General features: G+C 61.4%; 20 protein-coding genes. 7 read left to right on the top strand and 13 right to left on the bottom strand.

Annotation, left to right across the window (positions count from 1 at the left end; genetic code table 11):
- Window positions 1-82 precede the first annotated feature (82 nt).
- Window positions 83-1,513 (bottom strand): DUF1254 domain-containing protein, encoded by a 1,431-nt coding sequence (locus tag ACSZOQ_RS06885; RefSeq protein ID WP_439925243.1) that lies wholly within the window; start codon window positions 1,511-1,513, stop codon window positions 83-85.
- Window positions 1,514-1,829: 316 nt separating this feature from the next.
- Between ACSZOQ_RS06885 and ACSZOQ_RS06880 the strand changes: the two genes are divergently transcribed.
- A complete protein-coding gene (locus ACSZOQ_RS06880; protein WP_439925242.1) occupies window positions 1,830-2,765 on the top strand; it encodes a polysaccharide deacetylase family protein in 936 nt (311 codons plus the stop codon).
- A 23-nt stretch (window positions 2,766-2,788) separates the two neighbouring features.
- Window positions 2,789-3,340 (top strand): dihydrofolate reductase family protein, encoded by a 552-nt coding sequence (locus tag ACSZOQ_RS06875; protein ID WP_439925241.1) that lies wholly within the window; start codon window positions 2,789-2,791, stop codon window positions 3,338-3,340.
- 194 nt (window positions 3,341-3,534) lie between these two features.
- Here ACSZOQ_RS06875 and ACSZOQ_RS06870 read toward each other — a convergent pair whose 3' ends face one another.
- The 3 genes from ACSZOQ_RS06870 to aspS all read right to left on the bottom strand — a co-directional run bounded on the left by ACSZOQ_RS06870 (window position 3,535) and on the right by aspS (window position 8,419).
- Entirely contained in the window at window positions 3,535-3,975 is a 441-nt protein-coding gene (locus ACSZOQ_RS06870; RefSeq protein ID WP_439925240.1) for a DoxX family protein, read from the bottom strand.
- A gap of 103 nt (window positions 3,976-4,078) precedes the next feature.
- Window positions 4,079-6,388 carry an NADP-dependent malic enzyme gene (locus tag ACSZOQ_RS06865; protein WP_439925973.1) on the bottom strand — a complete coding sequence of 770 codons (2,310 nt, stop codon included), beginning with the start codon at window positions 6,386-6,388 and terminating at the stop codon, window positions 4,079-4,081.
- A 186-nt stretch (window positions 6,389-6,574) separates the two neighbouring features.
- Window positions 6,575-8,419, bottom strand: a complete 1,845-nt coding sequence (gene aspS / locus ACSZOQ_RS06860; RefSeq protein ID WP_439925239.1) for an aspartate--tRNA ligase — start codon at window positions 8,417-8,419, stop codon at window positions 6,575-6,577.
- Between the two features lie 216 nt (window positions 8,420-8,635).
- On the opposite strand from aspS, the gene rnd reads away from it, so the two are divergent.
- A complete protein-coding gene (gene rnd, locus ACSZOQ_RS06855; protein ID WP_439925972.1) occupies window positions 8,636-9,784 on the top strand; it encodes a ribonuclease D in 1,149 nt (382 codons plus the stop codon).
- Window positions 9,785-9,787: 3 nt separating this feature from the next.
- On the opposite strand, the gene ppx is transcribed toward rnd, so the two are convergent.
- The 4 genes from ppx to ACSZOQ_RS06835 form a co-directional block, all read right to left on the bottom strand.
- A complete protein-coding gene (gene ppx / locus ACSZOQ_RS06850; RefSeq protein WP_439925238.1) occupies window positions 9,788-11,299 on the bottom strand; it encodes an exopolyphosphatase in 1,512 nt (503 codons plus the stop codon).
- Window positions 11,300-11,306: 7 nt separating this feature from the next.
- Window positions 11,307-13,508: an RNA degradosome polyphosphate kinase gene (locus ACSZOQ_RS06845; protein ID WP_439925237.1), complete on the bottom strand. Its 2,202-nt coding sequence runs from the start codon at window positions 13,506-13,508 to the stop codon at window positions 11,307-11,309.
- A 146-nt stretch (window positions 13,509-13,654) separates the two neighbouring features.
- Window positions 13,655-14,335 (bottom strand): chromosomal replication initiator DnaA, encoded by a 681-nt coding sequence (locus ACSZOQ_RS06840; RefSeq protein WP_439925236.1) that lies wholly within the window; start codon window positions 14,333-14,335, stop codon window positions 13,655-13,657.
- 96 nt (window positions 14,336-14,431) lie between these two features.
- Window positions 14,432-14,974, bottom strand: coding sequence for a CDP-alcohol phosphatidyltransferase family protein (locus ACSZOQ_RS06835; RefSeq protein WP_439925235.1), 543 nt, complete (start codon window positions 14,972-14,974; stop codon window positions 14,432-14,434).
- 171 nt (window positions 14,975-15,145) lie between these two features.
- Between ACSZOQ_RS06835 and purM the strand changes: the two genes are divergently transcribed.
- On the top strand, window positions 15,146-16,219 hold the full coding sequence (gene purM, locus ACSZOQ_RS06830; protein WP_439925234.1) for a phosphoribosylformylglycinamidine cyclo-ligase: 1,074 nt from the start codon (window positions 15,146-15,148) through the stop codon (window positions 16,217-16,219).
- 21 nt (window positions 16,220-16,240) lie between these two features.
- On the top strand, window positions 16,241-16,894 hold the full coding sequence (gene purN, locus ACSZOQ_RS06825; RefSeq protein WP_439925233.1) for a phosphoribosylglycinamide formyltransferase: 654 nt from the start codon (window positions 16,241-16,243) through the stop codon (window positions 16,892-16,894).
- A 90-nt stretch (window positions 16,895-16,984) separates the two neighbouring features.
- On the opposite strand, the gene ACSZOQ_RS06820 is transcribed toward purN, so the two are convergent.
- Window positions 16,985-17,188, bottom strand: coding sequence for a cold-shock protein (locus ACSZOQ_RS06820; RefSeq protein ID WP_439925232.1), 204 nt, complete (start codon window positions 17,186-17,188; stop codon window positions 16,985-16,987).
- A 522-nt stretch (window positions 17,189-17,710) separates the two neighbouring features.
- Here ACSZOQ_RS06820 and ACSZOQ_RS06815 point away from each other — a divergent pair.
- Entirely contained in the window at window positions 17,711-18,580 is an 870-nt protein-coding gene (locus ACSZOQ_RS06815) for a serine hydrolase domain-containing protein (RefSeq protein ID WP_439925231.1), read from the top strand.
- 203 nt (window positions 18,581-18,783) lie between these two features.
- Here the strand turns inward: ACSZOQ_RS06815 and ACSZOQ_RS06810 are convergent, their stop codons facing one another.
- The 3 genes from ACSZOQ_RS06810 to ACSZOQ_RS06800 all read right to left on the bottom strand — a co-directional run bounded on the left by ACSZOQ_RS06810 (window position 18,784) and on the right by ACSZOQ_RS06800 (window position 20,366).
- On the bottom strand, window positions 18,784-19,608 hold the full coding sequence (locus ACSZOQ_RS06810) for a YjbE family putative metal transport protein (RefSeq protein WP_439925230.1): 825 nt from the start codon (window positions 19,606-19,608) through the stop codon (window positions 18,784-18,786).
- Window positions 19,609-19,807: 199 nt separating this feature from the next.
- Window positions 19,808-20,230 (bottom strand): nucleoside-diphosphate kinase, encoded by a 423-nt coding sequence (gene ndk, locus ACSZOQ_RS06805; RefSeq protein ID WP_439925229.1) that lies wholly within the window; start codon window positions 20,228-20,230, stop codon window positions 19,808-19,810.
- A 13-nt stretch (window positions 20,231-20,243) separates the two neighbouring features.
- A complete protein-coding gene (locus tag ACSZOQ_RS06800) occupies window positions 20,244-20,366 on the bottom strand; it encodes a hypothetical protein (protein ID WP_439925228.1) in 123 nt (40 codons plus the stop codon).
- 112 nt (window positions 20,367-20,478) lie between these two features.
- On the opposite strand from ACSZOQ_RS06800, the gene ACSZOQ_RS06795 reads away from it, so the two are divergent.
- On the top strand, window positions 20,479-20,826 hold the full coding sequence (locus tag ACSZOQ_RS06795; protein WP_439925227.1) for a DUF6481 family protein: 348 nt from the start codon (window positions 20,479-20,481) through the stop codon (window positions 20,824-20,826).
- A gap of 68 nt (window positions 20,827-20,894) precedes the next feature.
- Here ACSZOQ_RS06795 and ACSZOQ_RS06790 read toward each other — a convergent pair whose 3' ends face one another.
- Window positions 20,895-22,895 (bottom strand): acetyl/propionyl/methylcrotonyl-CoA carboxylase subunit alpha, encoded by a 2,001-nt coding sequence (locus ACSZOQ_RS06790; RefSeq protein ID WP_439925226.1) that lies wholly within the window; start codon window positions 22,893-22,895, stop codon window positions 20,895-20,897.
- Window position 22,896: the final 1 nt, after the last annotated feature.

The following is a 22,896-nucleotide window of genomic DNA, read 5'->3' as shown; positions in this document are numbered from 1 at the left end:
CACACAAGGTCGCAGATGGGCCGGATGCAGACCCAAACCGATTTCGCTACAAGGCTGGCTTCCGGGGCTCCAGCATCTATCGTCACCGCCGGCCAACAGTGTCACTCTCCACCCGCTTGATGGCCGGTGGATTCCACACGCCAGTCAGCGCCTCCGACTTCGGCCCATAAAGGCGCATCGTGAGATTGAACGGGCCTTTAGGCGCAGGCAGCCAGTTGGTTTCGTGATCGCTACCGGGATTTTCGTTCTGGATGTAGAGCGTCAGCGACCCGTCGGCGTCGCGCTTAAACGGCATCCAGCTACTCACCGCAAAGCGATTGATCGGATTCGCAACCTGGAAGCCTTCATTGTCATACAGGGTGACCGACCAGAATGCGTCGACCGGCGGCACCGCGTCTTTGGCGAAGCGGATGATGTACTTGTTTGCACCGTCGAGCGGCTTGCCGCCTTCATCGCCGATGCTGAGCGGGTAGATCGCATCTTCCGGCAGGTTGGCGCCAAGTCCCACCTGGGCTACGATCGCACGCTTCAAATAATAGGTCCCGTAAACGCCCATCGTGTCAGTATTCATGGACCAGTAGTTTGCTGCGCGCGCCAATGTCGGGACCTTCCATGCCATCAGCTTTTGGCCCTGTGCCGGCGCGTCTTCGATAGCCTTCCGCGCGGTCGCGTCAACTTTGGTAATGTCGAAGCTCCTGCCTTGTTCAAGGCCGATCCGCTTCATGCGCGCGATGATCGGCTCGTCGGTGATGTGCGGCGGGTTGATTTTGAGCAGTTCAGTTGCATACGCAAAGAACTTATCGCCCGTCATCGTATCAACTTGCGTCTTCGGCGGAGTCTTGACATCGACGCTGGGGTCGATGGTTTGCGTGACGGCGACCGGGGGTTTGCCCCATCCTGATAGCGGCGTGATCTTGTAGCCCTTTTGCACTTCGTGGACTGAGGCATAGTCGTCGGGACCATCCGTCCTGGTGCGACCGATTATCCAGACATAGGGCGTCGGCGCATTGATGCGCGTGACGCCCTCCGGCACGCTCCCATTCCACGCCGGAGGCGCAACCAGGAAATTGGCCGCCTTGGTGCCTGTCGTGCGCGATCCTGGCGATGCAAACACATCGGTCCACATGTCGAGCATCGGCAGTAGGTAGTAGCGGCCGCCGGTATCAGGAACCGAAACGATCATGGGCTCGCTGGTCAGGTCCAGCCAGGCGCTCGAGTACAACGTGTCGAAGTTGGGTCGCACCACTGCCCTCATGTCCGCAGCGGGGTAAGCCTGGATATTATTGAACGCGTTGGGAGCACCGCCGATGCCTGCAGTCTTCGGATCGGAGTTGTTGAGCTGCCTGCGCGTCACGTCCATCGTCACGAGCGGATAGAAGTAGACATACGCCTCAGCAGCGATAGCTTGTGCCTCGTCCGCGGAAATCGATTGGGCAGCGCTCGGGGCTAATGTCGAGACCATGAGAGTTAGACCCGATAGCACCGCAGCAAGCGACGACAGATGCTTATTCATGATGGCTCCTTCTGGATATCTCCGAGAGGACGGACGGCCAGACAATCAGCGAACCGCAGCGTTTTGGTTGATCTCGATCAAGGAAGTCCGCCATGGGTCATGAACGACAAACTCATGGCTAGCCGGATCTCAACCGCCGGGCGCGTCAGTGAGCCCAGCGAATGACGTGACCGTCGTCACACGTATCGCGGGTACCCGACGGAACAGCTAACCGACTGGGGATAAATGCCATTTCCGTGGGAGACCCGCTAATGCTACGCTAGGATGATGAGGAAGCGCGGGTGATTCAACGCGCGGTCAACGTTGGGGTAATGATATGCGCATCGCGACGGGACTGATTTTTGCAGGCGCGGTTTCATTGTGCGCGACTACGGTCGCGTGGTCGCAGACGCCCAGGGGGGCGCCGCAAGCAGCGCCGGCCGCGATCCCAACCCCCGCGCCCACCGCGAGCGGACCGAAGGTTGCCTGCAACGGAAGCCCCGACGCGCTCGGCGTTGCTCGCGTCGTGCAGATCGATACGACCGGCGGCCCGGGATTCGGCTTTGAACATTTCAAGCAGCTCGACTTCCTGCGCGACAAGGAAGTGGTGCTGACGTTCGACGATGGCCCGTGGCCCGGAAATACGCCCGCCGTACTGAAGGCGCTTGCCGATCAGTGCACCACCGGCATCTTCTTCTCGATCGGCAAGCACGCGACATACCATCCCGAGATCCTGCGGCAGGTCGCCGCCGCCGGACACACTGTCGGTGCCCACACATGGTCGCATGCCAATCTCAACAACAAGAAGCTGTCCGAGGCGCAGCGGAAAGACGAGATCGAGAAGGGTTTCAGCGCCGTCAAGTGGGCGCTTGAGGCTCCTCCTTCGCCGTTCTTCCGCTTCCCGGCGCTGCAGCATCCGCCGGAGATGGTCACCTACCTCGGCGAACGCAATATCGCGATCTTCTCGTGCGACGTCGACTCATTCGATTTCAAATCGCACAAGGCCGAACAGGTGGTCGACAACATCTTCAGGAAGCTCGATAAGGTCGGCAAGGGCATTATTCTGATGCACGATTTCCAGAAGCATACCGCCGAGGCGCTGCCGGAGATTCTGCGCAGGTTGAAAGCCGGCGGCTACAAAGTCGTGCAGATGAAGGCCAAAGCGCCGGTCGAGACGCTCGCGCAATACGACGAGGAACTGAAAAAGGATACCAAGCTTCCGACGGTGACCTCTCGGCCCGTCAACAGCGTGGTTCAGACGATCTCCGAATAGCGCGCGACGATCCGGAACATAAAATGCTTCGTATCGAAGGCTACGTCATCGTGTCGGCGGACGGAATGCTCGCCGATGCCAACCACGTCATGCCCAAAGCGCTGAAATTCAAAGGCGACCTTGAGTTCTTCACCGCAGGGCTGGATCGCGCGGATGTCGTCGTGCACGGCCGCAATTCGTTTGAGGATCAACCCAACTCGCCGCTCCGCAAAAGGATCGTACTAACCCATCGCGTCACGAGCCTTGCTGGCGATCCGGACAACGCAAAGGCGACCTTGTGGAATCCTGCGGGTGCCTCGTTCGAGGACGCCTGCGACCACGCCGGGGTGCGCGACGGAACGGCCGCGATCATCGGCGGCCCTTCCGTCTTCGAAATGTTTCTCGATCGCTACGACACCTTTTGGCTGTCGGAGGCTCCGCACGTGACGCTTCCCGGCGGCGAAGGCTGTTTCCCGGGCGTTCCCGAAGATTTTCCGCAAGCCGTGCTGACGGCGCATGGGCTCGAGCCTCGCGAGATCAAGATTCTCGACGCCGCCAACGACATTCGCGTCACCGCATGGCGCCGCGTGCGCTAGAGCCTTTCCGCTTCTATGGAATCAGAAGCGGGGCTCTATGATTTTGATTTGACGCGTTTTCTTGACGCGTACCGATATCCACTTCGCTTGAAAACGCTACCGAACTTCGTCCGTTCGAATTCCTGACGCGCATGTGCCATCATGCCCGCACTTGTTGCGGGCATCCGTCTTGACTGGCATTGGTTCAAGCTTCGCTAACCAGGCTCTGCCGTTCGCCGGCGCCCGCCGATCCCTGCGATGATGAACAACGCCCCGATCAGCGACAGGTTCTTCAACGCGTGAATCATGTTGTTCTTCGCTTCGGGCCCGGTCTGATTCCAGAAGTCGTGGAAGTAAAACGTCGCTGCGATAACGAACGCCGCCAGTAGCAGCGAAAAGAAACGCGCCCCGAAGTTGAGCGCGATGAGCACGCCGCAAATGAGCTCAAGCGCGCCGACCGCTATAGCCAGAATCTGAGCGGTCGGCATACCTGTCAAACCCTCGAGCTGGGTAGTGAATCCCGTCAGCACAGCCGGGATAACGACCTTGGACGCAATCCCTTCCGCCGTCCCCGCGATGTCGAACAGCTTGAACGCGCCTGAAACAATGAACAGCACCGAAAACAAAACTCGTCCCGCAGTGATGAACGCTGGCATGATCGGCCCCCCCAATTAGGCAGACGTGAATCGTCTTTCAGAATTCGAGTATGGACGCCTCGCATGGCGTTTTGAAGGATCGAAAAAAAGTCCCCGTCATATTTCAGCCGAACAAGGTCGGCTGCTGTCGGCTCGCGCGCTCCTGCGCCTCGACGACCGCCACGGCCGTCATGTTGAGTATGCCCCGCGCTGTCACCGATGGCGTCAGAATGTGCGCGGGCCGCGCGGGACCGATCAGAATAGGACCAACCTGCAATCCGCTGCCAAGCACCTTGATCATCTGATAGGCTGCATTCGCCGCATCGAGATTGGGCAGAATCAGGACATTGGCGACGCCTGTCAGGCGTGAATGCGGCAAGATCAATTGTCGCGCCGACTCTGACAAGGCGGTGTCACCCTGCATTTCGCCATCAGCCTCGATCTTGGGATGGCTCTCGGTGAACAGTTCGGCCGCCCTACGCATCTTGCGCGCGGATTCGGTATCGTAGCTGCCGAAATCGGAATGCGACACGAATGCGATCTTCGGCTTGATGTTGAAGCGTTGCACATGCACCGCCGCCTGGGCCGCGATGTCGGCAAGTTCTTCGGCAGACGGATTCGGGCGCACCTGCGTATCTGCTATGAAATATGCGCCCTTACTGGTGATCATCAGCGACAGCGCGGCGAAGTCACTCGTTCCAGACGTGAACCCGATGATTTCCCGGACGTGCCGGAGGTGCCGCATATAGCTGCCTTCAACACCGCACAGCATCGCGTCGGCTTCGTCACGCACCACCGCAAGCGCGGCGATCACCGTCGCATTGGTGCGGATCGTGGTCCGGGCGACGTCGGGCGTCGCGCCGTGGCGGCCGGCGACGTCGATATAGGACTGCACGTATGAGCGGTAACGCGGATCGTCCTCGGGGTTGATCAGGTCGAAATCCTTGCCTGCCCTGATGGCGAGGCCGAGGCGCTTGATCCGCGTTTCCACGACGGAGGGACGACCGACCAGAATCGGACGCGCCAGTTGCTCCTCGAGCACCTGCTGGGTAGCTCGCAGCACCCGTGTATCCTCGCCCTCGGCGTAGATCACCCGAACCGGCTGCGTTTTCGCCTTGGCAAACACCGGCTTCATGACGAGACCGGAGCGGAACGCAAAGCGTTCGAGCCGCCCGTGGTATTCGTCGAAATTTGTGATCGGCCGCGTTGCGACGCCCGACGCCATGGCAGCTTTCGCAACCGCGGGTGCGATGCGCAGGATCAGGCGCGGATCGAACGGACTCGGAATCAGCGAACCCGGTCCAAAGCCCTGCGCCTCGCCGCCGTCAAAACCGGCCACCGCCGCATCGGACGGCGGATCGCGAGCAAGCCGCGCGATGGCATCGACAGCGGCATGCTTCATGTCCTCATTGATCGCCGTCGCGCCGACGTCGAGAGCGCCGCGGAAGATGAAAGGAAAACAGAGGACGTTGTTCACCTGATTGGGAAAGTCGGAACGCCCGGTGCAGATCATGGCGTCGGGGCGCACCTTGCGCGCTTCGTCCGGCATGATTTCGGGTGTCGGGTTCGCGAGCGCCATCACCAGTGGCTTGTCCGCCATCTGCGCGACCATCTCCGGTTTCAGCACGCCGCCGGCCGAAACACCGAGAAACACGTCGGCGCCCGCGATCACCTCGGCCAGCTTGCGCTTGTCGGTCTTCTGCGCATAGGCCGCCTTCCACTTGTCCATCAGCGTATTGCGGCCTTCATAGACCAGGCCGTCGATATCGCAGACCCAGATGTTCTTGCGCTGCGCGCCCATCGACACCAGCAGATTGAGGCAGGCGATAGCAGCCGCCCCTGCCCCGGAAGCGACGATCTTGATGTCCGCAAGCGCCTTGCCGTTCAGCAACAGCCCGTTGGTGATAGCGGCGGCGACGATGATGGCGGTGCCGTGCTGATCGTCATGGAACACCGGGATCTTCATCCGGGCCTTTAGCTGTTCCTCGATCTCGAAGCACTCGGGGCCTTTGATATCCTCGAGGTTGATCCCGCCGAAGGTCGGCTCCAGCGCGGCAACCGTCTCGACCACACGCTCGATGGTGTCGGCGGCGATTTCGATATCGAAGACGTCGATGCCGGCAAACTTCTTGAACAGAACCGCCTTGCCTTCCATGACCGGCTTGGCCGCGAGCGGCCCGATATTGCCAAGCCCGAGCACGGCCGTGCCATTGGATACCACGGCGACCAGATTGGCGCGGCCAGTCAGCGTCGCGGCCTCCGCCGGGTCAGCGACGATCTCCTCGCAGGCCGCGGCAACGCCCGGCGAATAAGCAAGCGCGAGGTCACGCTGGTTGGCGAGCGGTTTTGTCGCCTGGATTTCGAGCTTGCCGGGACGTGGGTTGCGGTGGAAGGACAGTGCGGCGGCGCGGAGATCTTCAGAATACGACACGATGAACGCTCCCCGCAGCTTTGGTCAGTCCGTTGGCGGAGCGGATTTGACAATGGCGCGCCATGGGCCGCCAGTTCCGAACAAGAATGTCAAATCCGAAGCCTCGCCAGCAATTTGCCAGCGATTCCTTGACTCCAACATTCGCAGAAATGCCTGCGGGAACGAGATGCCAATGCCAGAATCGAACCGCTAGTCCTGCGGTAGATTGAGCCGGATATGAAGCTCGCGCAACTGCTTCGGCGTCACGTCGGACGGCGCGCCCATCAGCAGATCCTCGGCTCGCTGGTTCATCGGAAACAGCGAGATTTCGCGCAGGTTCGTAGTGCCACAGAGCAGCATGACGATGCGATCGACGCCGGCCGCCATGCCGCCATGCGGCGGCGCACCGTATTGAAACGCGCGGTACATGCCACCGAAGCGCTCGACCACCTCGTTCTCGCCATAGCCCGCGATCTCGAACGCCTTCACCATCGCTTCCGGCCTGTGATTGCGAATGCCGCCGGAAGCGATCTCGTAGCCATTGCAGCTAATGTCATACTGGAAAGCGTTGATCGTCAGCGGATCCTGATTGTTAAGCGCATCGAGCCCACCCTGCGGCATCGAAAACGGGTTGTGCGAGAAGTCGACCTTCTTGTCCTCCTCGTTGTATTCGTACATCGGGAAGTCGACGATCCACGCGAGCTCAAACCGATCCTTATCGATCAGGTTCAGTTCCTCGCCCACCTTGGTGCGCGCAAGGCCTGCGAATTTCCAGAATTTTGCCGGGTCGCCAGCGACGAAGAACGCGGCGTCGCCGGCCTTCAATCCGAGCTGGGCGCGGATCGCTTCGGTGCGCTCCGGACCGATATTGTTGGCGAGCGGGCCTGCGCCAACGGGATATGCGATTGGATCGCGTGGCGTCGCACCGGGCCGCTTATCTACCTCGGCTTGAACAATGTTCAGCGTATCGGGCTCGCGCCACATGATGTAGCCGAGGCCGGGCTGGCCCTCGCCCTGCGCCCATGAATTCATGCGGTCGCAGAATGCGCGGCTGCCGCCGCCCGGACCGGGGATCGCCCAGACCTGGTTCTTCGAATTCTCGAGCATCCGCGCGAACACCTTGAAGCCGGAGCCGCGGAAGTGCTCGGACACGTCCTGCATGTGAAGTGGATTGCGCAGGTCCGGCTTGTCGGTGCCGTATTTGCGGATAGCTTCCGCAAACGGAATCCGCGGCCAGCTCTTTGTCACCGGCTTACCCTTGGCGAACTCCTCGAACACACCGGTGATGACCGGCTCAACTGCAGCAAAAACATCATCCTGCTCGACAAAGCTCATCTCTAAGTCGAGTTGGTAAAACTCGCCCGGCAGGCGGTCGGCGCGCGGGTCTTCGTCGCGGAAGCATGGCGCGATCTGGAAGTAGCGGTCGAAACCGGACATCATCAGCAGCTGCTTGTACTGCTGCGGCGCCTGCGGCAGCGCGTAGAACTTGCCGGGATGGATGCGCGATGGCACCAGGAAATCACGCGCGCCTTCCGGCGAGGACGCCGTCAGAATCGGCGTCTGGAATTCGAAGAATCCCTGTTCCTTCATGCGCTTGCGCATCGAATCGACGACGGCGCCCCGGGTCATGATATTTTGGTGCAGCTTCTCGCGACGGAGATCGAGGAAACGGTACTTAAGCCTTATGTCTTCTGGATATTCCTGCTCGCCGAATACCGGCAGCGGCAGTTCGCCGGCCGGGCCCAACACCTCGATCTCGGTGACATAGATCTCGACCTGGCCGGTGGGCAGCTCCGGATTCTCGGTGCCCGCGGGGCGGCGCCGGGCCTTGCCGTCGATCCGGACGACCCATTCCGATCGCAGCTTTTCTGCGTCCTTGAAAGCCGGCGAGTCCGGGTCGGCCACGCATTGGGTGAGCCCGTAATGGTCGCGCAAGTCGATGAACAGCACCCCGCCGTGGTCGCGAATGCGATGGCACCAGCCGGACAGGCGGACCGTCTGGTCGATGTGGCTGTCGCGGAGCGCGCCGCAGGTATGGGACCGATAGCGATGCATGGAAATCCCTGGAGAATGCGTCAGAGGCGGAATCAGAGGCCGGTGGGACGATGAGCGTCAGGGGTTTACCCGAGCGAAAGGAGCGCGGCAACCGAATGACGGAACCTGCAATAACGGTCCAAGGTGCCGTTCTTGACCGGAAAAATTGGAGAAAAACAAGATCGAGCGTGCCGAATGCGGGGCGACAAGGGTAAAAAGACGGGTTATGGAGCGCATATGGACCTGATTATGACCACCGCGGAGCTGACCTCCGTCTGCGCCCGCCTCGCCAAGCACCCAGTCATCACCGTCGATACCGAGTTCCTTCGCGAGACCACCTACTATCCCCTGCTCTGCGTGGTTCAGATGGCGAGCCCCGACGAAGCTGTGGTGGTCGATGCTCTCGCCGAGGGGATCGACCTGAAGCCTTTTTTCGAGCTGATGTCCAACGAAGGCGTCCTGAAAGTCTTTCACGCCGCGCGCCAGGACATCGAAATCGTCTGGCATCAGGCCGGCATCATTCCGCATCCGATCTTCGATACGCAAGTGGCCGCCATGGTGCTCGGGTACGGCGATTCCATCGCCTACGACGCACTGGTCGAGCGCGTCACCGGACACCGTCCGGACAAGACCCATCGATTCACCGACTGGTCGCGCCGGCCACTGACCAAGGACCAGCTCGAATACGCGCTTGCAGACGTCACCCATCTTCGCGACGTGTTCGCGGCCCTCGATGCCGACCTCAAGAAGCGCGGCCGCAGCGACTGGGTCAGCGAAGAGATGGAAGTTCTGACCTCGACGAAAACCTATGACTTCCATCCTGAACGCGCATGGGAGCGTTTGAAAACCCGTGTGCGCAAACCAAAAGAGCTCGCGGTCCTGATAGAGATAGCGGCCTGGCGCGAACAGGAAGCCCAGAGTCGGGACGTCCCGCGTTCGCGCGTGTTGAAGGACGACGCGGTGGGCGATATCGCCACCCACGCGCCCACCAGCCTGGAGCGGCTGGCAACGCTGCGCTCGCTGCCAAAGGGTTTTGAGAAATCGAAGTGGGGCGCCGACATCGTCGCGGCCGTTCAACGCGGACTCGCCCGAGACCCGCGCGAGTTGCCCAAGATCGAGAAGCCGCGCAACAATTCCAACGGCGCCGCCACCGTAGAGCTTCTCAAGGTTCTCCTGCGCATGACCTCCGAGCGCCATGCCGTTGCCAGCAAGGTGATCGCGACCGTGGACGATCTCGAGCGGATCGCGGTGGAGGACGAGGCCGACGTCGGCGCGCTGCACGGCTGGCGGCGCGAACTGTTCGGCGAAGCCGCGCTCGCGCTGAAGCATGGCCGGCTGGCCTTGGCGATCGAAAAGGGCCGCGTGGTGCGCGTGGAGCGGGGTTAAAACCTAGCGGCGCACGATCGAACCTGTGCGCCCGACAAGACGCGCCAATTGCTTGAACCGGCCGCCGACGCGATCCGCGACCAGATCGACCAACCGATGTTCGAACACAAGTTTCAGCTTGCGGCCGCTGCTCCTGAAATGCGTCGCGGGCAATACACCAGGTCTGGCCGCAGAAATCAGATGCGCGACGCGAAAGGCTGCGCCGAGAATGCGCGCTCTCTCGTCCATGGCCGGTGTCACCAGTTCGCGCACCACGGAGGACGGTTCGTTGATCTCATTCGGCCCGACATACCGGTAAAACACCGACAGCGCGATGAAGGTTCGCCCTTGATGGTCAATGTCGCCGAAATTGCCGTTCATAATCAGATTGAGCGTCTGCTCACCGCGATAGTCCGGATGCATGCGCCAGCCGATGTCGGAGAGTAGACACGCGGCATAACGCAGCCGGCGATCGTCTTCGGTCTCCTGCAGTTTCGCAATCCGGACCAGCCGATCGGTCCATCCTATCAGCTCTTCGGCATGCCGCGCCGAACGCGACAGCAGGCCGTTCAGGGATTGGGCAGCGCAGATCAATCCATCCCTGGACCGCTCGGCTGCGGGCAGCATTGAATAAAGCAGGCCCTCGCGGACGCCGTAGGTCGAAAACATGATGGTCTTCGGCTTCGCGATCAGGATGATATATTCCAGCACGAGAGCGGCATAAGTCAGCAGTGGCTGCCGTGCATCGGCGACCGCCTCGATATCCGCCAACGTATGGGACGCCGCGAGACGACGCAGCCGCCGGACGAAATCGAGCGCGTCGGCGGCCGGAATGGAGTAGCCGTGCATGACGCGAAGCGGGTAGCCGCTCTGGATGATGTGAATGCGCGCCAGCGCCCGCCACGTTCCACCGACGGCATAGAAGGTGCGGCCGCGGCCGGCCTTGAGCGGCACAGCACCGGAAAGTTCGTCTTTCACGATGCGCTCGGCATGCTTCAGCGATGTCTTCGATGCGTCCTGCAATGCGAGACTGCCCAGCGGCAGCGTGACTCCGCGATGAACGCGACGGCCCCGTACGTCGGTCAACTCCAACGAGCCGCCGCCGAGATCCCCGACGATCCCGTTCGGCTTGTGGACACTGGAAACCACGCCCAGCGCCGCCAGATGCGCCTCCCGCGGTCCGGACAGGACGTCGACCGGTACACGGCAGATACGTTCCGCCTTGGCGATGAAATCCGCGCCGTTCGTGGCATCGCGGCAGGCGGCGGTTGCGATGGCATAAACGCGGCCGATTTTCATCACCCTGCACAGCGCATGAAAACGCCGCAGCGACATCAGCGCCTTGTTGACGGCATCGGGCGCGAGAAGACCGGTGGATTGCACCTCGCGACCGAGCCCGCACAACGCCTTTTCGTTGAAGATCGAGACGAGACTCCGCTCCAACGCTTCATAAACGACCAGACGAACGGAGTTGGAGCCGATATCGATAACGGCGACGCTGGAGGTCGGCTTGCGCGGACGCGGATATTTCCGCACAGGCCCCCTACGGAGGCGGCTGCCGCTCAGTGCGACGCGTGAGGCGGCGCGGCGAAGATTCCTTGAGCGACTTTCCACGGCCGGACAGACTCGGGTTCGTCATGAAATAGTTATGCAGGTTGAAGGGCTCCTCACCCTTCGCGGCCTTCATACGCGTTGACGATCCATCCGGCAACAACTGCCAGCTCTGTTCGGTATCCTTCAGGTTCGCGACCATGATCTGCTCGAGAACCTGCTGATGCACCGTCGCATTTTGCAACGGGCACAGAACTTCGACGCGCCGGTCGAGGTTGCGCGGCATCATGTCCGCGGATGAGATATACACAGCCGCCTTCGGCCCGGGCATGCTTTGCCCCATTCCGAAGCAGTAGATTCGGCCGTGCTCCAGGAAGCGGCCGATAATCGACTTGACGCGAATGTTTTCCGACAATCCGGGAACTCCAGGCCGCAGACAGCAAATGCCACGCACGATCAGTTCGACCGAAACGCCTGCCTTGGACGCTTCGTACAGCGCATCGATGATATCGGGATCGACCAGCGCATTCATCTTCATCCAGATTGCGGCTGGCTTGCCGTGGCGCGCGAAAGCGGTTTCGCCACGAATGTGGTCGAGAATCCGGTTGCGCAAGGTCAGCGGCGACACTGCCATCTTCTCAATGTCGCTCGGCTCCGCGTATCCCGTGATGTAATTGAACACGCGTGCGGCATCCCGACCGATGATCGGGTCCGATGTAAAATACGACAGGTCGGTATAGATGCGCGCGGTCACCGGGTGATAGTTTCCGGTCCCGGTGTGAACGTAGGTCGTGAGACCTCCGCCTTCCCGGCGCACCACCAGCGACAGCTTGGCGTGGGTCTTCAGTTCGAGGAATCCGTAAACCACCTGCACGCCAGCGCGCTCGAGATCGCGCGCCCAGCGGATGTTGGCTTCCTCGTCGAACCGCGCCTTGAGTTCGACCAGCGCCGTGACCGACTTGCCCGCCTCCGCGGCCTCCGCCAGCGCCCGCACGATCGGCGAGTTATTGGAGGTGCGGTAAAGCGTCTGCTTGATCGCGACGACGTCAGGGTCGCGCGCGGCCTGCTGCAGGAACTGCACGACGACGTCGAACGATTCATAAGGATGATGAACGATCAGATCCTTCTGCCGGATCGCGGCGAACACGTCCCCGCCGTGATCGCGCACGCGCTCGGGATGGCGCGGCACGTAAGGCACGAATTCAAGGTCGGGCCGGTCGAGCCGTGTCAATTGCGACAGCTCGTTCATGGCAAGGACGCCGTCCACCAGCAACACTTCGTCGTCGGCCGCTGATAGCGCCCGCTGCACGAACGCACGCAGCTCGGCCGGCATCGCGGCTTCGATTTCGAGGCGGATGACGGAACCACGACGGCGGCGCTTCAAAGCGGTCTCGAACAGGCGAACCAGATCTTCCGCCTCTTCCTCGATTTCCAGCTCAGAGTCCCGAATGATGCGAAACGCACCCTGCCCCTTGACCGTGTATCCTGGAAACAACCGGCCGATGAAAAGGCTGGTGGCGCCTTCCAGCGTGATCAGCCGGACGGGGTCGTCCTTGCCGCCCGACGGCAGACGCAGAAACCGGTCGATCTTGCCGGGCATTCGGATCAGCGCATTCATCGGCTTGCCGTCGGAGGCGCGCGCGAGCTGCAGCGCGATGGTGAAGCCGAGACTCGGAATGAATGGAAACGGATGGGCCGGGTCGATCGCGAGCGGCGTCAGCAATGGGAAGATATTGTGGAGAAAGTGATCCGCGATCCACGCCCGCTCAGCCTTGGTGACGTCCTTGCCGTCGATCAGGACGATCCCGACCTCGCTCAGCACGTTGCGTAGATCCCGCCAGATCGCCTGTTGATCGCTCGCGAGTTTCGAGACGGTCTCGTTGATAAGGATGAGTTGCTCCGACGGCGTCAGCCCGTCGGGACTACGCTCCGTGATCCCTTCCCGCACCTGTGCCTTGATGCCGGCGACACGAACCATAAAGAACTCGTCAAGGTTATTGGCGGAAATCGACAGGAAGCGGACGCGTTCGAGTGCGGGATGGCCGGGATTGACCGACTCCTCAAGCACCCGGCGATTGAAATGCAGCCAGGATAGCTCCCGATTGATAAATCGCTCCGGGCTGATCCGGATCGCGGAGTCCGGCTCCGATTCTATCTTTTTTTCTTCAATAACAACGGCTTGAACTGAATCCATTGATGTATTGGTCCATATATCATCGGGTCGCGCCGGCAGCCGCGCAAACAGCGGCAGACCATGGGCCAGCTCAATGACGTTTCAATGACATTGAGGTTCCAGAAGGCTGGCGCGTCAAGGCCGGCCGAACGGAGATCACGCGGTTCTCAGTCGCGGTCGCGCAGCAATTCGGCGGCGAGCGCGCGCGTCACGGGCCTGCCAAGCCGCAGCGATTCCGCGTCGAGCTGTTCGACGGCGTGGCGGACGGCAGCAAACGACCGCTCGGTCCGGGTCGCGATAAAATTGACGATCGTCTCGTCGATGTTCATCTGGCGGTCCGCCCCGAACTTGACGATCAGCGCCCGGAGCAAATGATCGTCGGGCGGCATCAGCGTTACGACGGGGACCGCGCGAAGGCGCGACCGCAGATCGCGCAACCCGATCTCGATGGCGGCCGGAGGCACCCGCGCCGTAATCAGGACGAACGCGCCATCTTCGCGGGCGAGATTCATCAGGTGAAACAGCGCTAACTCGTCGAAGGCTTGCGGGTTGAGGTCCTCAACGACGAGCGCGCCCGTCGCCAGCGCCCCCGGCACCGCCGCCGCGGCCAAGCTGTGTGCGCTCATGGAGCGCGCGCCCGCCTGCTCCGCCCAGATCGTCGCGAGATGGCTCTTGCCGCAACCTTCAGGGCCGACCAGCAGCATGATCCGGTTCGGCCACTCCGGCCAGCTCTCTATCAGCGATAGCGCCGCCGCGTTCGCCGGACCTTCCAGAAAGTCGTCCCGCGAAAGGCTTTCAGCGTGCGGCAGCGCAAACGCGAGCTGACGGGGTTGAGGGCGTCCTGCCACGCATTACTCCATGCTAATGGTCCACTTCTAACATTTGCATCCCCGTTTCAGCAGACCATTTTGCAAATGTTAGAATCAAAGGACCAACGGCGGTCGTCAGCTTTGCTCGATGGTGCTCATGTGGCGCACCCACTCGACGACATAGAAGGCGACAGAAAGCAAGGTCAAGACCGCGACGATTGCCATCAAAATAGCCTCATAGGGCGAGGAATCGAACCCGAATCCCAGCGCAGCCAGCACCAGCGCCGCGAACGCCACCTGCGCTCCCGTGTTGAGCTTCGAGACCATCAGCGGCTTCATGGGAATCGGCTTGTCGAACAGCCACGACACGATCACCGCACCGACGATCATGATGTCGCGCGAGACCACCAGGATGACGAGCCAGAGAGGAACCGCACCCCAAAGACCGAGCGATATAAAGATCGAGACCAGCAGCGCCTTGTCGGCCAGGGGATCCAGAAGCGCGCCCAGTTCGCTCGCCATGTTGAAGCGCTTGGCGAGAAATCCGTCCACCGCATCGCTGACGCCGGCGATCACAAAGATCGCAAAGGCGATTTCCATCTGATTGGAGGCGATAGCCCAGACAATGATCGGAACCAGCAGAATACGACCGAGTGTAATAATGTTCGGAATACTCACGCGACGCTTCCCGCCTCCGGCCCGTTTCCGCGCAAGCGGCTCGGGATTCGAGGCTTCCGCGACCCGGATCAGCCTCTTGTCTATACAGTATATGCTGACGGGGCTTTGCGAGCCATTGCGCGGGTCCGGAATCCGACGTAACCAGCCGGAAAATTCTTCGGACGCTATTGCATGAATGACCGGAAGAACGGCCTTACCTATGCCGAGGCAGGCGTCGATATCGACGCCGGCAACCGACTAGTTGACCTCATCAAGCCGATGGTGCGTGCCACCGCCCGCCCAGGTGCGGACGCCGAAATCGGCGGGTTCGGCGGACTGTTCGATCTCAGGGCGGCGGGTTTCACGGATCCGGTTCTGGTCGCGGCCAACGACGGCGTGGGAACGAAGGTCAAGATCGCAATCGAGACGGGAATACACGATACCATCGGGATCGACCTCGTCGCCATGTCCGTCAACGATCTCGTCGTGCAAGGCGCGGAGCCCCTGTTCTTTCTCGACTATTTTGCCTGCGGCAAACTCGATCCCGAGACTGCGTCGGCGATCGTGGCCGGCATCGCGCAAGGTTGCCGGGAAGCAGGTTGCGCCCTAATCGGCGGCGAAACCGCCGAAATGCCGGGCCTCTACAAGGATGGAGACTACGATCTGGCAGGTTTTGCAGTCGGTGCAGCCGAACGTGGCACCCTGCTGCCGGGCCGCGATATCACCTCCGGTGACGCGGTGATCGGGCTCGCTTCGTCCGGCGTCCATTCCAACGGATATTCGCTGGTCCGAAAGATTGTTGAGGCCTCGGGACTCAGCTTCAATGCCCCTGCCCCATTTGCACCGGTCACGACGCTGGGCGGTGCGCTACTGACGCCCACCCGCCTCTACGTCAAATCCTGCCTGCGCGCGATCCGCGAAACCGGCGCGGTGAAGGGGCTTGCCCACATCACCGGCGGCGGCTTCACCGACAACATTCCTCGTGTGCTGCCCAAACATCTCGGCGTCCGCATCGATCTCTCCAGATTGACGGTGCTGCCAGTGTTCAAATGGCTGGCCAAACAGGGCGGCATCGCCGAACCCGAATTGCTGCGAACCTTCAATTGCGGCGTCGGAATGATCGCGATTGTGCGCCGCGACGCGATTGAACAGGTCGTGGACGTGCTGACGCAGGCCGGCGAAAGCGTTGCGCTGCTCGGTGACGTGATCGTCGCCAGCGACGAAAGCCGTGTCACTTACGACAACCACCTCGATCTCGTGATGTAAGATGGTTCGGCAGGTAAGATCATGAAACGCCGTGTCGCAGTCCTGATTTCCGGGCGCGGATCGAACATGACGGCGCTGATCGAAGCCGCAAAGGCCGAGGACTTCCCGGCTGAAATTGCCGTCGTTGTTTCCAACAAGGCCGGCGCGGAAGGACTTGCCAGAGCCCAAGCGGCTGGCATCGATACCCTCGTCATAGAAAGCAAATCGTTCGGCAAGGATCGCGCGGCGTTCGAGGCCAAACTGCAATCGGCGCTGGACGATAACCGCATCGAGCTCATCTGCCTCGGCGGTTTCATGCGGCTGTTCACCGCCGAATTCGTCCAACGCTGGCAGGGACGAATGCTCAACATCCATCCGTCGCTGCTTCCCTCATTTCGAGGACTCGACCCCCACGGTCAGGCGCTGCGCGCCGGCGTGAAGATCTCCGGCGCGACCGTCCATTTCGTCATTCCGGAGACTGATGCAGGCCCCATTATCATTCAGGGAGCGGTCGCGATACGCGACGACGACACCGCGGAAACGCTGGCCGCGCGCGTGCTGGAGATCGAGCATCGCATCTATCCGGACGCGCTGCGGCTGGTCGCAAGCGGCGGCACGCGACTAGATGGCGACATCTGCAAGACGTCGGCAAATGCCAGTCTGGACGATAGCCTGATCTCACCATCGGTGATCTGACCGGTCCGGAGCGGGCAAGAACCAGCCCCCGGCCTGCGACCGGGGAGTGTGCACGTCGCTACGGCCGCCAATCGCGGGAACCGTGATGAATTATGAGACCTTCAGATTTTCAGCGGAGCTCTTGCCGCGATTGTCGACCAGGTCGTATTCGATAACCTGATCTTCGTTGAGGGTGCTGAGGCCAGCGCGCTCAACCGCGGAGATGTGAACGAAGACGTCCTTGTCGCCAATCATCGGCTTGATGAATCCATACCCTTTGGTCGGGTTGAACCATTTGACGGTGCCCTTCTGCATCGTCTGTCTCCTGTCTGGATTTAAAAAAACGCGGCCACGCATCTCGCGTACCACGCCACAGGTGAGCCTCCTGATGTCTGCTGAACGTCCGTATTGCGAAACGCGCAGACGAGCGGCTCAGATCTTGGGGCGATTGCAACACGAAAATTACCGCTTAGCAAGTCGCGACCGGTGGTCATGAAACTGGCCGGGCTCGTGGTTTCCAAACAACGACGCGGCGACCGCATCGGTTGATGATAAAGCGTTTCAACGCCCCATGGCGGGCGCAGCCGTTCCAATAGCGCCGTCTCTTCGCTCGCCGATGTCCCTGCTATCCACATGTTTGATCGCGTTTCAGACCGTGGATGGTCGGGACGAGCCCGGGTCTAACCGTGGCGGACACGCCGGCGTTGAAATCTGGTTGGTGGTCACGGCTCCCCCTGTTGCGGATCATGTCGCAAGTGTTTTGCCGCTAGCGACAAAGATATGCACCGGAGAGCGGACGCTTCTCGCGTCGTCATCCCAAGCTGCCTATGATGAGGCATGGAAGAAGCAAAGGTCTTTATTCGTGACGATGGCGAAGCCGATGCAACGGGTATTACGGGTTCGATTCCATGGTGGAGCTTTACGAAGACGGCGCTCTCGGTTGCTCTATTGCGCCTGTCGGAACGCGGCAAGATCAACCTTGACGAAGCTGTGGAGGGGAAACGTTTCACACCTGCCCAACTCCTGCGGCATGAGGCAGGATTACCAAACTACGGCTCCCTTCCGGCCTACCACGCCGACGTTGAAGCGGGGCGTCCGCCATGGTCTGTTGATGATCTATTGAAAGCAGTCGAAGCGGATCGGCTGCGATACGAACCCGGTCAAGGGTGGGCCTATTCGAACATCGGCTACTGGGAAGTCGCCCGATTGATCGAGAAATCATCGAACCTCTCCCTTTCTGACGCTCTTTCAGACCTCGTATTCATTCCTGCCGAACTCGCCACGGCCCGGCTCGCCGCCACTCCGGCTGATTTAGCAGGCGTGCAGATGGGCAACGTGATCGGCTACCATCCGGCCTGGGTCTATCACGGGTTGGTTGTTGGCACGGCGATGGATGCGGCCCGACTTCTTCGCCGTCTGCTCGCCGGCGACCTGTTCGGCGGGAACGTGCTGTCCAGAATGCTCGACCATAGGCCGCTCCCGCAATTCCGCTCTGAACTCCATCCCGATCCAGCATACGGATTGGGGCTGATGCTGCCGGCAATGAACCTGCTCGCCCATCCCATCGGTCACAGCGGAAGCGGCCCCGGAAGTCGAATTGCAGTCTATGGGCAGCAGGGGAGAACGTGCGTCGTTTGGGCCGCTACCGCGTCAAGCACCATTCCCGAGGCGGAAGTTTTCCGTGCCTTGGAGAACGGCGGCTTTTGACGCACCCGCCCGAAAGCTAATCGGCATTTTCCACCCTTCTGTGGTCTTGGCATGTCGCAAAATTCCCAAAACCCGCGACACATCTTAATTAAGGGCCCGATAAGCAGCAGGTCTCAAATCGTCACGGTCAGAAAATGCCTGTCACGGTCAAAACCTGCCCGGCCATGACGCGTTGAAACGCTTCATCGTCAACTCATCCCGCTTCAGAAACGCTCGGCGACCTGCATTCGATTGCGCCAGATCGAGCCGGCGATCAGCACGATCATCGCACCCAGCACGGCGCAAAAAATCTCGTCCCCGGTTCCGCCAGCGCCGAATTGCGGCGCAAGGCCGAACCGCGTCAGCATCGCATCCAGGAAGGCGCCGGCGCCGGTGTCGAACAGCTTGTGCAGTCGCGGCACGACCGCCGGATCGGTCGCGATGACATCCCCCGCAATCCAGCCCAGCAACGCCGCTCCAGCCCATACCAGAAAAGGCAGGCGTGTCAGCAGCAGCATGATCAGCGCGGCGCCAGCTACGATCAGCGGCACGCTGACGGCCAGTCCGATGACCAACAGTGGCACGCTGCCATTCGCCGCTGCCGCGACCGCTATCACATTGTCCAGGCTCATGACGATGTCGGCGACAACCACGACCTGAACAGCAGCCCACAGATGCCGGGCGGCCGCGACCCCCTCCTCATCTTCTTTTTCCGGTACCAGCAATTTGGCGGCAATCACGAGCAGCGCGAGGCCCCCGGCCAGCTTGAGGTAGGGCAGCGCCATCAAGGTCGCGACGATCCCAGTGAAAACGATACGGAGAATGACCGCGGCAGCCGCGCCAAGGACCATGCCCCAGAGGCGCTGTGGCGGCGCCAGCCCGCGACAGGCAAGCGCAATCACCAGCGCGTTGTCGCCGGACAACAAAACGTTGATCCAGATGATCTTGCCGACGGCGAGCCAGAATTCCGGATGGTGCACTTCGCTTCGAAATTCGGTGACGACCGACGTGATCGTCGCCAGATCGAAGATGTGCAGCAGCGAATCCAATGCCTGTCCCTTGCCTCGCCGCCTAGTGTGGTGGTTCAGACGTTCGCTTCATTTCCTCTGCAAGCTATTTCTCTGCAGGCTCTTCAAGCGGACTCTGAACTCAAACCACACGAGAATCCTTAGTTTGCCGGTCCTTTCGAAATCCGAAGTTCGCCATGGAGGGGCGCAGCGTAATGAGGCGAACTCCGGATTCGGAACACTAGCCGACGATCTCGTTGCCCGAGAAGAACTGGACGATTTCGACCGCGGCGGTGTCTGTCGCGTCCGACCCATGAACGGAGTTTTCACCGACCGACTTCGCATGAAGCTTGCGGATGGTGCCGTCGGCCGCCTTGGACGGGTCGGTCGCGCCCATGATCTCACGATACTTGAGGACAGCGTTTTCGCCTTCCAGGACCTGCACGACGACGGGAGCGGAAATCATGAACTCGACAAGCTCTCCGAAGAAGGGACGCGCCTTATGCACAGCATAGAACGTCTCCGCCTGCTCGCGGGTCATGCGGATGCGCTTTTGGGCTATAATTCGAAGCCCGGCTTTTTCGATCAGGGCGTTGACGGCACCGGTCAGGTTTCGCGCGGTTGCGTCCGGTTTAAGAATGGAAAAAGTGCGTTCAATCGCCATGATGGGGTCCTATTTAGCGGTCGTGGGAATTGCGGCGCTTATATCGGCGCACACCATCGACGGCAAGCGCGCTCGGCACGCCGACGCCCAAGCTGGCAATGCACGGAAACAACCCGCGCAGGGGATTGTGCGCCATTGAAAATCCGGCGATTTCGGTCGGTAACGCGTTTTTCACAGCGCATGCGATGGCGAAGCTGCTATAAGCCCCCGCACCCCTGCTATTACGATGAACGAACAGGCCTCGATAGATGAGTGGATTCAAGGAACCTGGCTTCGCTGACCGCCAAAAGGCGGCGCTTGAGGCCCGGAAAAGTATTCTCGACAAATTTCGCGCCAAACCCGGTCCCGACGATCCCGCCGTGAAGCAAAGACAGGCTGAACGCGAAGCCCAGGCGGCTGCCCGCGACAAGACGCGGCAAGCCCGGGAGACCGAGAAGGCCGCGCGAAAAGCCCGCGAGGCGGAGGCTGCTGCGACCGCCGCCGCACAGCGCGCCCGAGAAAAGGAAGAAGCCGCAGCCGCCGAGGCCACGCTCGAGGCCGAGCGCAAGGCAGCGCGCGATGCCCGCTATGCCGCCAGAAAAGAGCGGAAGAAGTAGCCGGCGAGACGTCGGATGTCAGCTCCGCATCCATCGCCGAGAACGAAATTCCAGGCAGTGAACCATTATTAAGCAGTGGGCTCGATGTCGGCGAGTTCGACGCCCTCCTGCACGATATCGCCAACCTTGCACTTGAGCTCTTTCAGCTTACCGGCGTAAGGCGCGCGCAACGTCTGCTCCATCTTCATCACTTCCAGCGTGAGGACGGGTGCGCCCTTCTCAAGCACCGCGCCTACCTGCGCAAGCAGCGCGACCACGATGCCGGGCAGTGGCGCGACGATGCGATCTTCGGCGACCTGCTCCTCCTCATCCCCGCCGAAGGGGTCGACCCAGTGCAGATCGAACCGGCCGTTGCGCGTCCGCACGTACAGGTCGTGCCCTTCGACAACGGAGACAACGTGGCTTCGCATTCCGTCGAGCGAGAGCGTCAGACCTCCGCCGTCGTCCACTGCAAACGCGAATGCGATATCCTTTTCTCCAATCCGGATTTGAGTCGGGCCGTTACCGTAAGTGAATGCGACCTCGTGCCCGGTCTGCCCCTGACGGAATACAAACCGCCGCTGACGGCGGCCAACCGGCATCCAGCCGGCGGCTTGCCAGGGCGATGCCGCGTCCGGTCGGGACGCCTTGTCTTCCGTCCGGAGGATCGTCGCGACGGCGGCGGCAAGCTCGGTCTCGCCCGGCGCAGCCGATGTCTCGGTCAGCTCGTTTAGGTGACGTTCGATGAAGCCGGTATCGATCGCGTTGGCGCGCACGTCGTTGTGCGTAACCAGCGCAGACAGAAACGGAAGGTTGGTGACGACGCCGCGGACGTCGCTCTCTTCCAGGGCGCGGTTGAGCCGGCTGATCGCAGCCTCGCGGGTCGGTGCCCAGGCGATCACCTTGGCGAGCATGGCGTCGTAGTACGGCGAAACCGCATCGCCTTCGCGGTAGCCGGAATCGATGCGCAAGCCGTCGACCTCGGGCGGCGTGCGCCAAGTGGTGATGCGGCCGACCGACGGCATGAAATCCTTGTTCGGGTTTTCGGCGTACACGCGCGCCTCGACGGTGTGGCCATTCAGTTTGATCTGGTCCTGCGTCAGCGGCAGCTTTTCACCGAAGGCGACGCGCAGCTGCCATTCGACAAGGTCGATGCCGGTGACGAGTTCGGTCACGGGATGCTCGACCTGCAGGCGGGTGTTCATTTCGATGAAGAACATGTCCTTGCCGTCGGACACGAACTCGACGGTGCCCGCGCCGACATAGTTCACTGCGCCAGCCGCCTTGCGCGCAGCCAGACAGATAGCCTCGCGCTGCGCGGCGTTCAGCGTCGGTGATGGGGCCTCCTCGATCACCTTCTGGTGCCGCCGCTGCAAGGTGCATTCGCGCTCGAACAGCGACAGCAAATTGCCGTGGCTGTCGCCGATCACCTGCACTTCGATATGTCGAGGATTGTCGACATATTTCTCGATCAGCATCCGGTCGTCACCGAACGCCGCCTTGGCTTCGCGCCGGGCGCTGACGACGGCCTCACAGAGTTCAGCCGCCGACCGCACGATCCGCATGCCGCGGCCGCCGCCGCCAGACGAGGCCTTCACCAGCACCGGATAGCCGATCCTGTCCGCCGCGCCCTGCAACGTGGCCTCATCCTGTGCCTCGCCGTGATAGCCGGGCACCAACGGTACGCCTGCCTTCTCCATCAGCGCCTTGGCGCCCGATTTCGAACCCATCGCGGTCATCATGTCTGCGGTCGGGCCGACGAACACGAGATCCGCGTCGGCGCACGCTTGTGCGAAAGCGGCATTCTCCGACAAAAACCCGTACCCGGGATGGATGCCTTCCGCGCCAGTCCTGCGGGCGGCAGCGATCACCTTGTCGATATCGAGATAGCTGTCGCGGGCGGGCGCAGGCCCGAGCAGCACCGCGTCGTCGGCCATGTCGACATGCAGCGCCTCGCAATCGGCCTCGGAGTAGACGGCAACCGTGCGCAGACCCATGGTGCGGGCGGAGCGGATCACACGGCAGGCGATCTCGCCGCGATTGGCGATCAGGAGCGTCTGGAAACGGCGATACTGCGGACGCTTGGCCATG

This window comes from Nitrobacter sp. JJSN (assembly GCF_051912485.1).
GTDB lineage: Bacteria > Pseudomonadota > Alphaproteobacteria > Rhizobiales > Xanthobacteraceae > Nitrobacter.
The sequence above is the reverse complement of the archived record's forward strand: the minus strand, read 5'-3'. Positions and strand labels throughout refer to the sequence as shown.

Coding starts and splice junctions, on each gene's coding strand:
- ACSZOQ_RS06885 (WP_439925243.1), bottom strand. CDS start 1,513: ATGAATAAGCATCTGTCGTCGCTTGCTGCGGTGCTATCGGGTCTAACT.
- ACSZOQ_RS06845 (WP_439925237.1), bottom strand. CDS start 13,508: ATGGATTCAGTTCAAGCCGTTGTTATTGAAGAAAAAAAGATAGAATCG.
- ACSZOQ_RS06795 (WP_439925227.1), top strand. CDS start 20,479: ATGAGTGGATTCAAGGAACCTGGCTTCGCTGACCGCCAAAAGGCGGCG.
- ACSZOQ_RS06870 (WP_439925240.1), bottom strand. CDS start 3,975: ATGCCAGCGTTCATCACTGCGGGACGAGTTTTGTTTTCGGTGCTGTTC.
- ACSZOQ_RS06815 (WP_439925231.1), top strand. CDS start 17,711: ATGGAAGAAGCAAAGGTCTTTATTCGTGACGATGGCGAAGCCGATGCA.
- ACSZOQ_RS06820 (WP_439925232.1), bottom strand. CDS start 17,188: ATGCAGAAGGGCACCGTCAAATGGTTCAACCCGACCAAAGGGTATGGA.
- ACSZOQ_RS06875 (WP_439925241.1), top strand. CDS start 2,789: ATGCTTCGTATCGAAGGCTACGTCATCGTGTCGGCGGACGGAATGCTC.
- ACSZOQ_RS06790 (WP_439925226.1), bottom strand. CDS start 22,895: ATGGCCAAGCGTCCGCAGTATCGCCGTTTCCAGACGCTCCTGATCGCC.
- ACSZOQ_RS06800 (WP_439925228.1), bottom strand. CDS start 20,366: ATGGCGCACAATCCCCTGCGCGGGTTGTTTCCGTGCATTGCCAGCTTG.
- ACSZOQ_RS06880 (WP_439925242.1), top strand. CDS start 1,830: ATGCGCATCGCGACGGGACTGATTTTTGCAGGCGCGGTTTCATTGTGC.
- ndk (WP_439925229.1), bottom strand. CDS start 20,230: ATGGCGATTGAACGCACTTTTTCCATTCTTAAACCGGACGCAACCGCG.
- aspS (WP_439925239.1), bottom strand. CDS start 8,419: ATGCATCGCTATCGGTCCCATACCTGCGGCGCGCTCCGCGACAGCCAC.
- rnd (WP_439925972.1), top strand. CDS start 8,636: ATGGACCTGATTATGACCACCGCGGAGCTGACCTCCGTCTGCGCCCGC.
- purN (WP_439925233.1), top strand. CDS start 16,241: ATGAAACGCCGTGTCGCAGTCCTGATTTCCGGGCGCGGATCGAACATG.
- purM (WP_439925234.1), top strand. CDS start 15,146: ATGAATGACCGGAAGAACGGCCTTACCTATGCCGAGGCAGGCGTCGAT.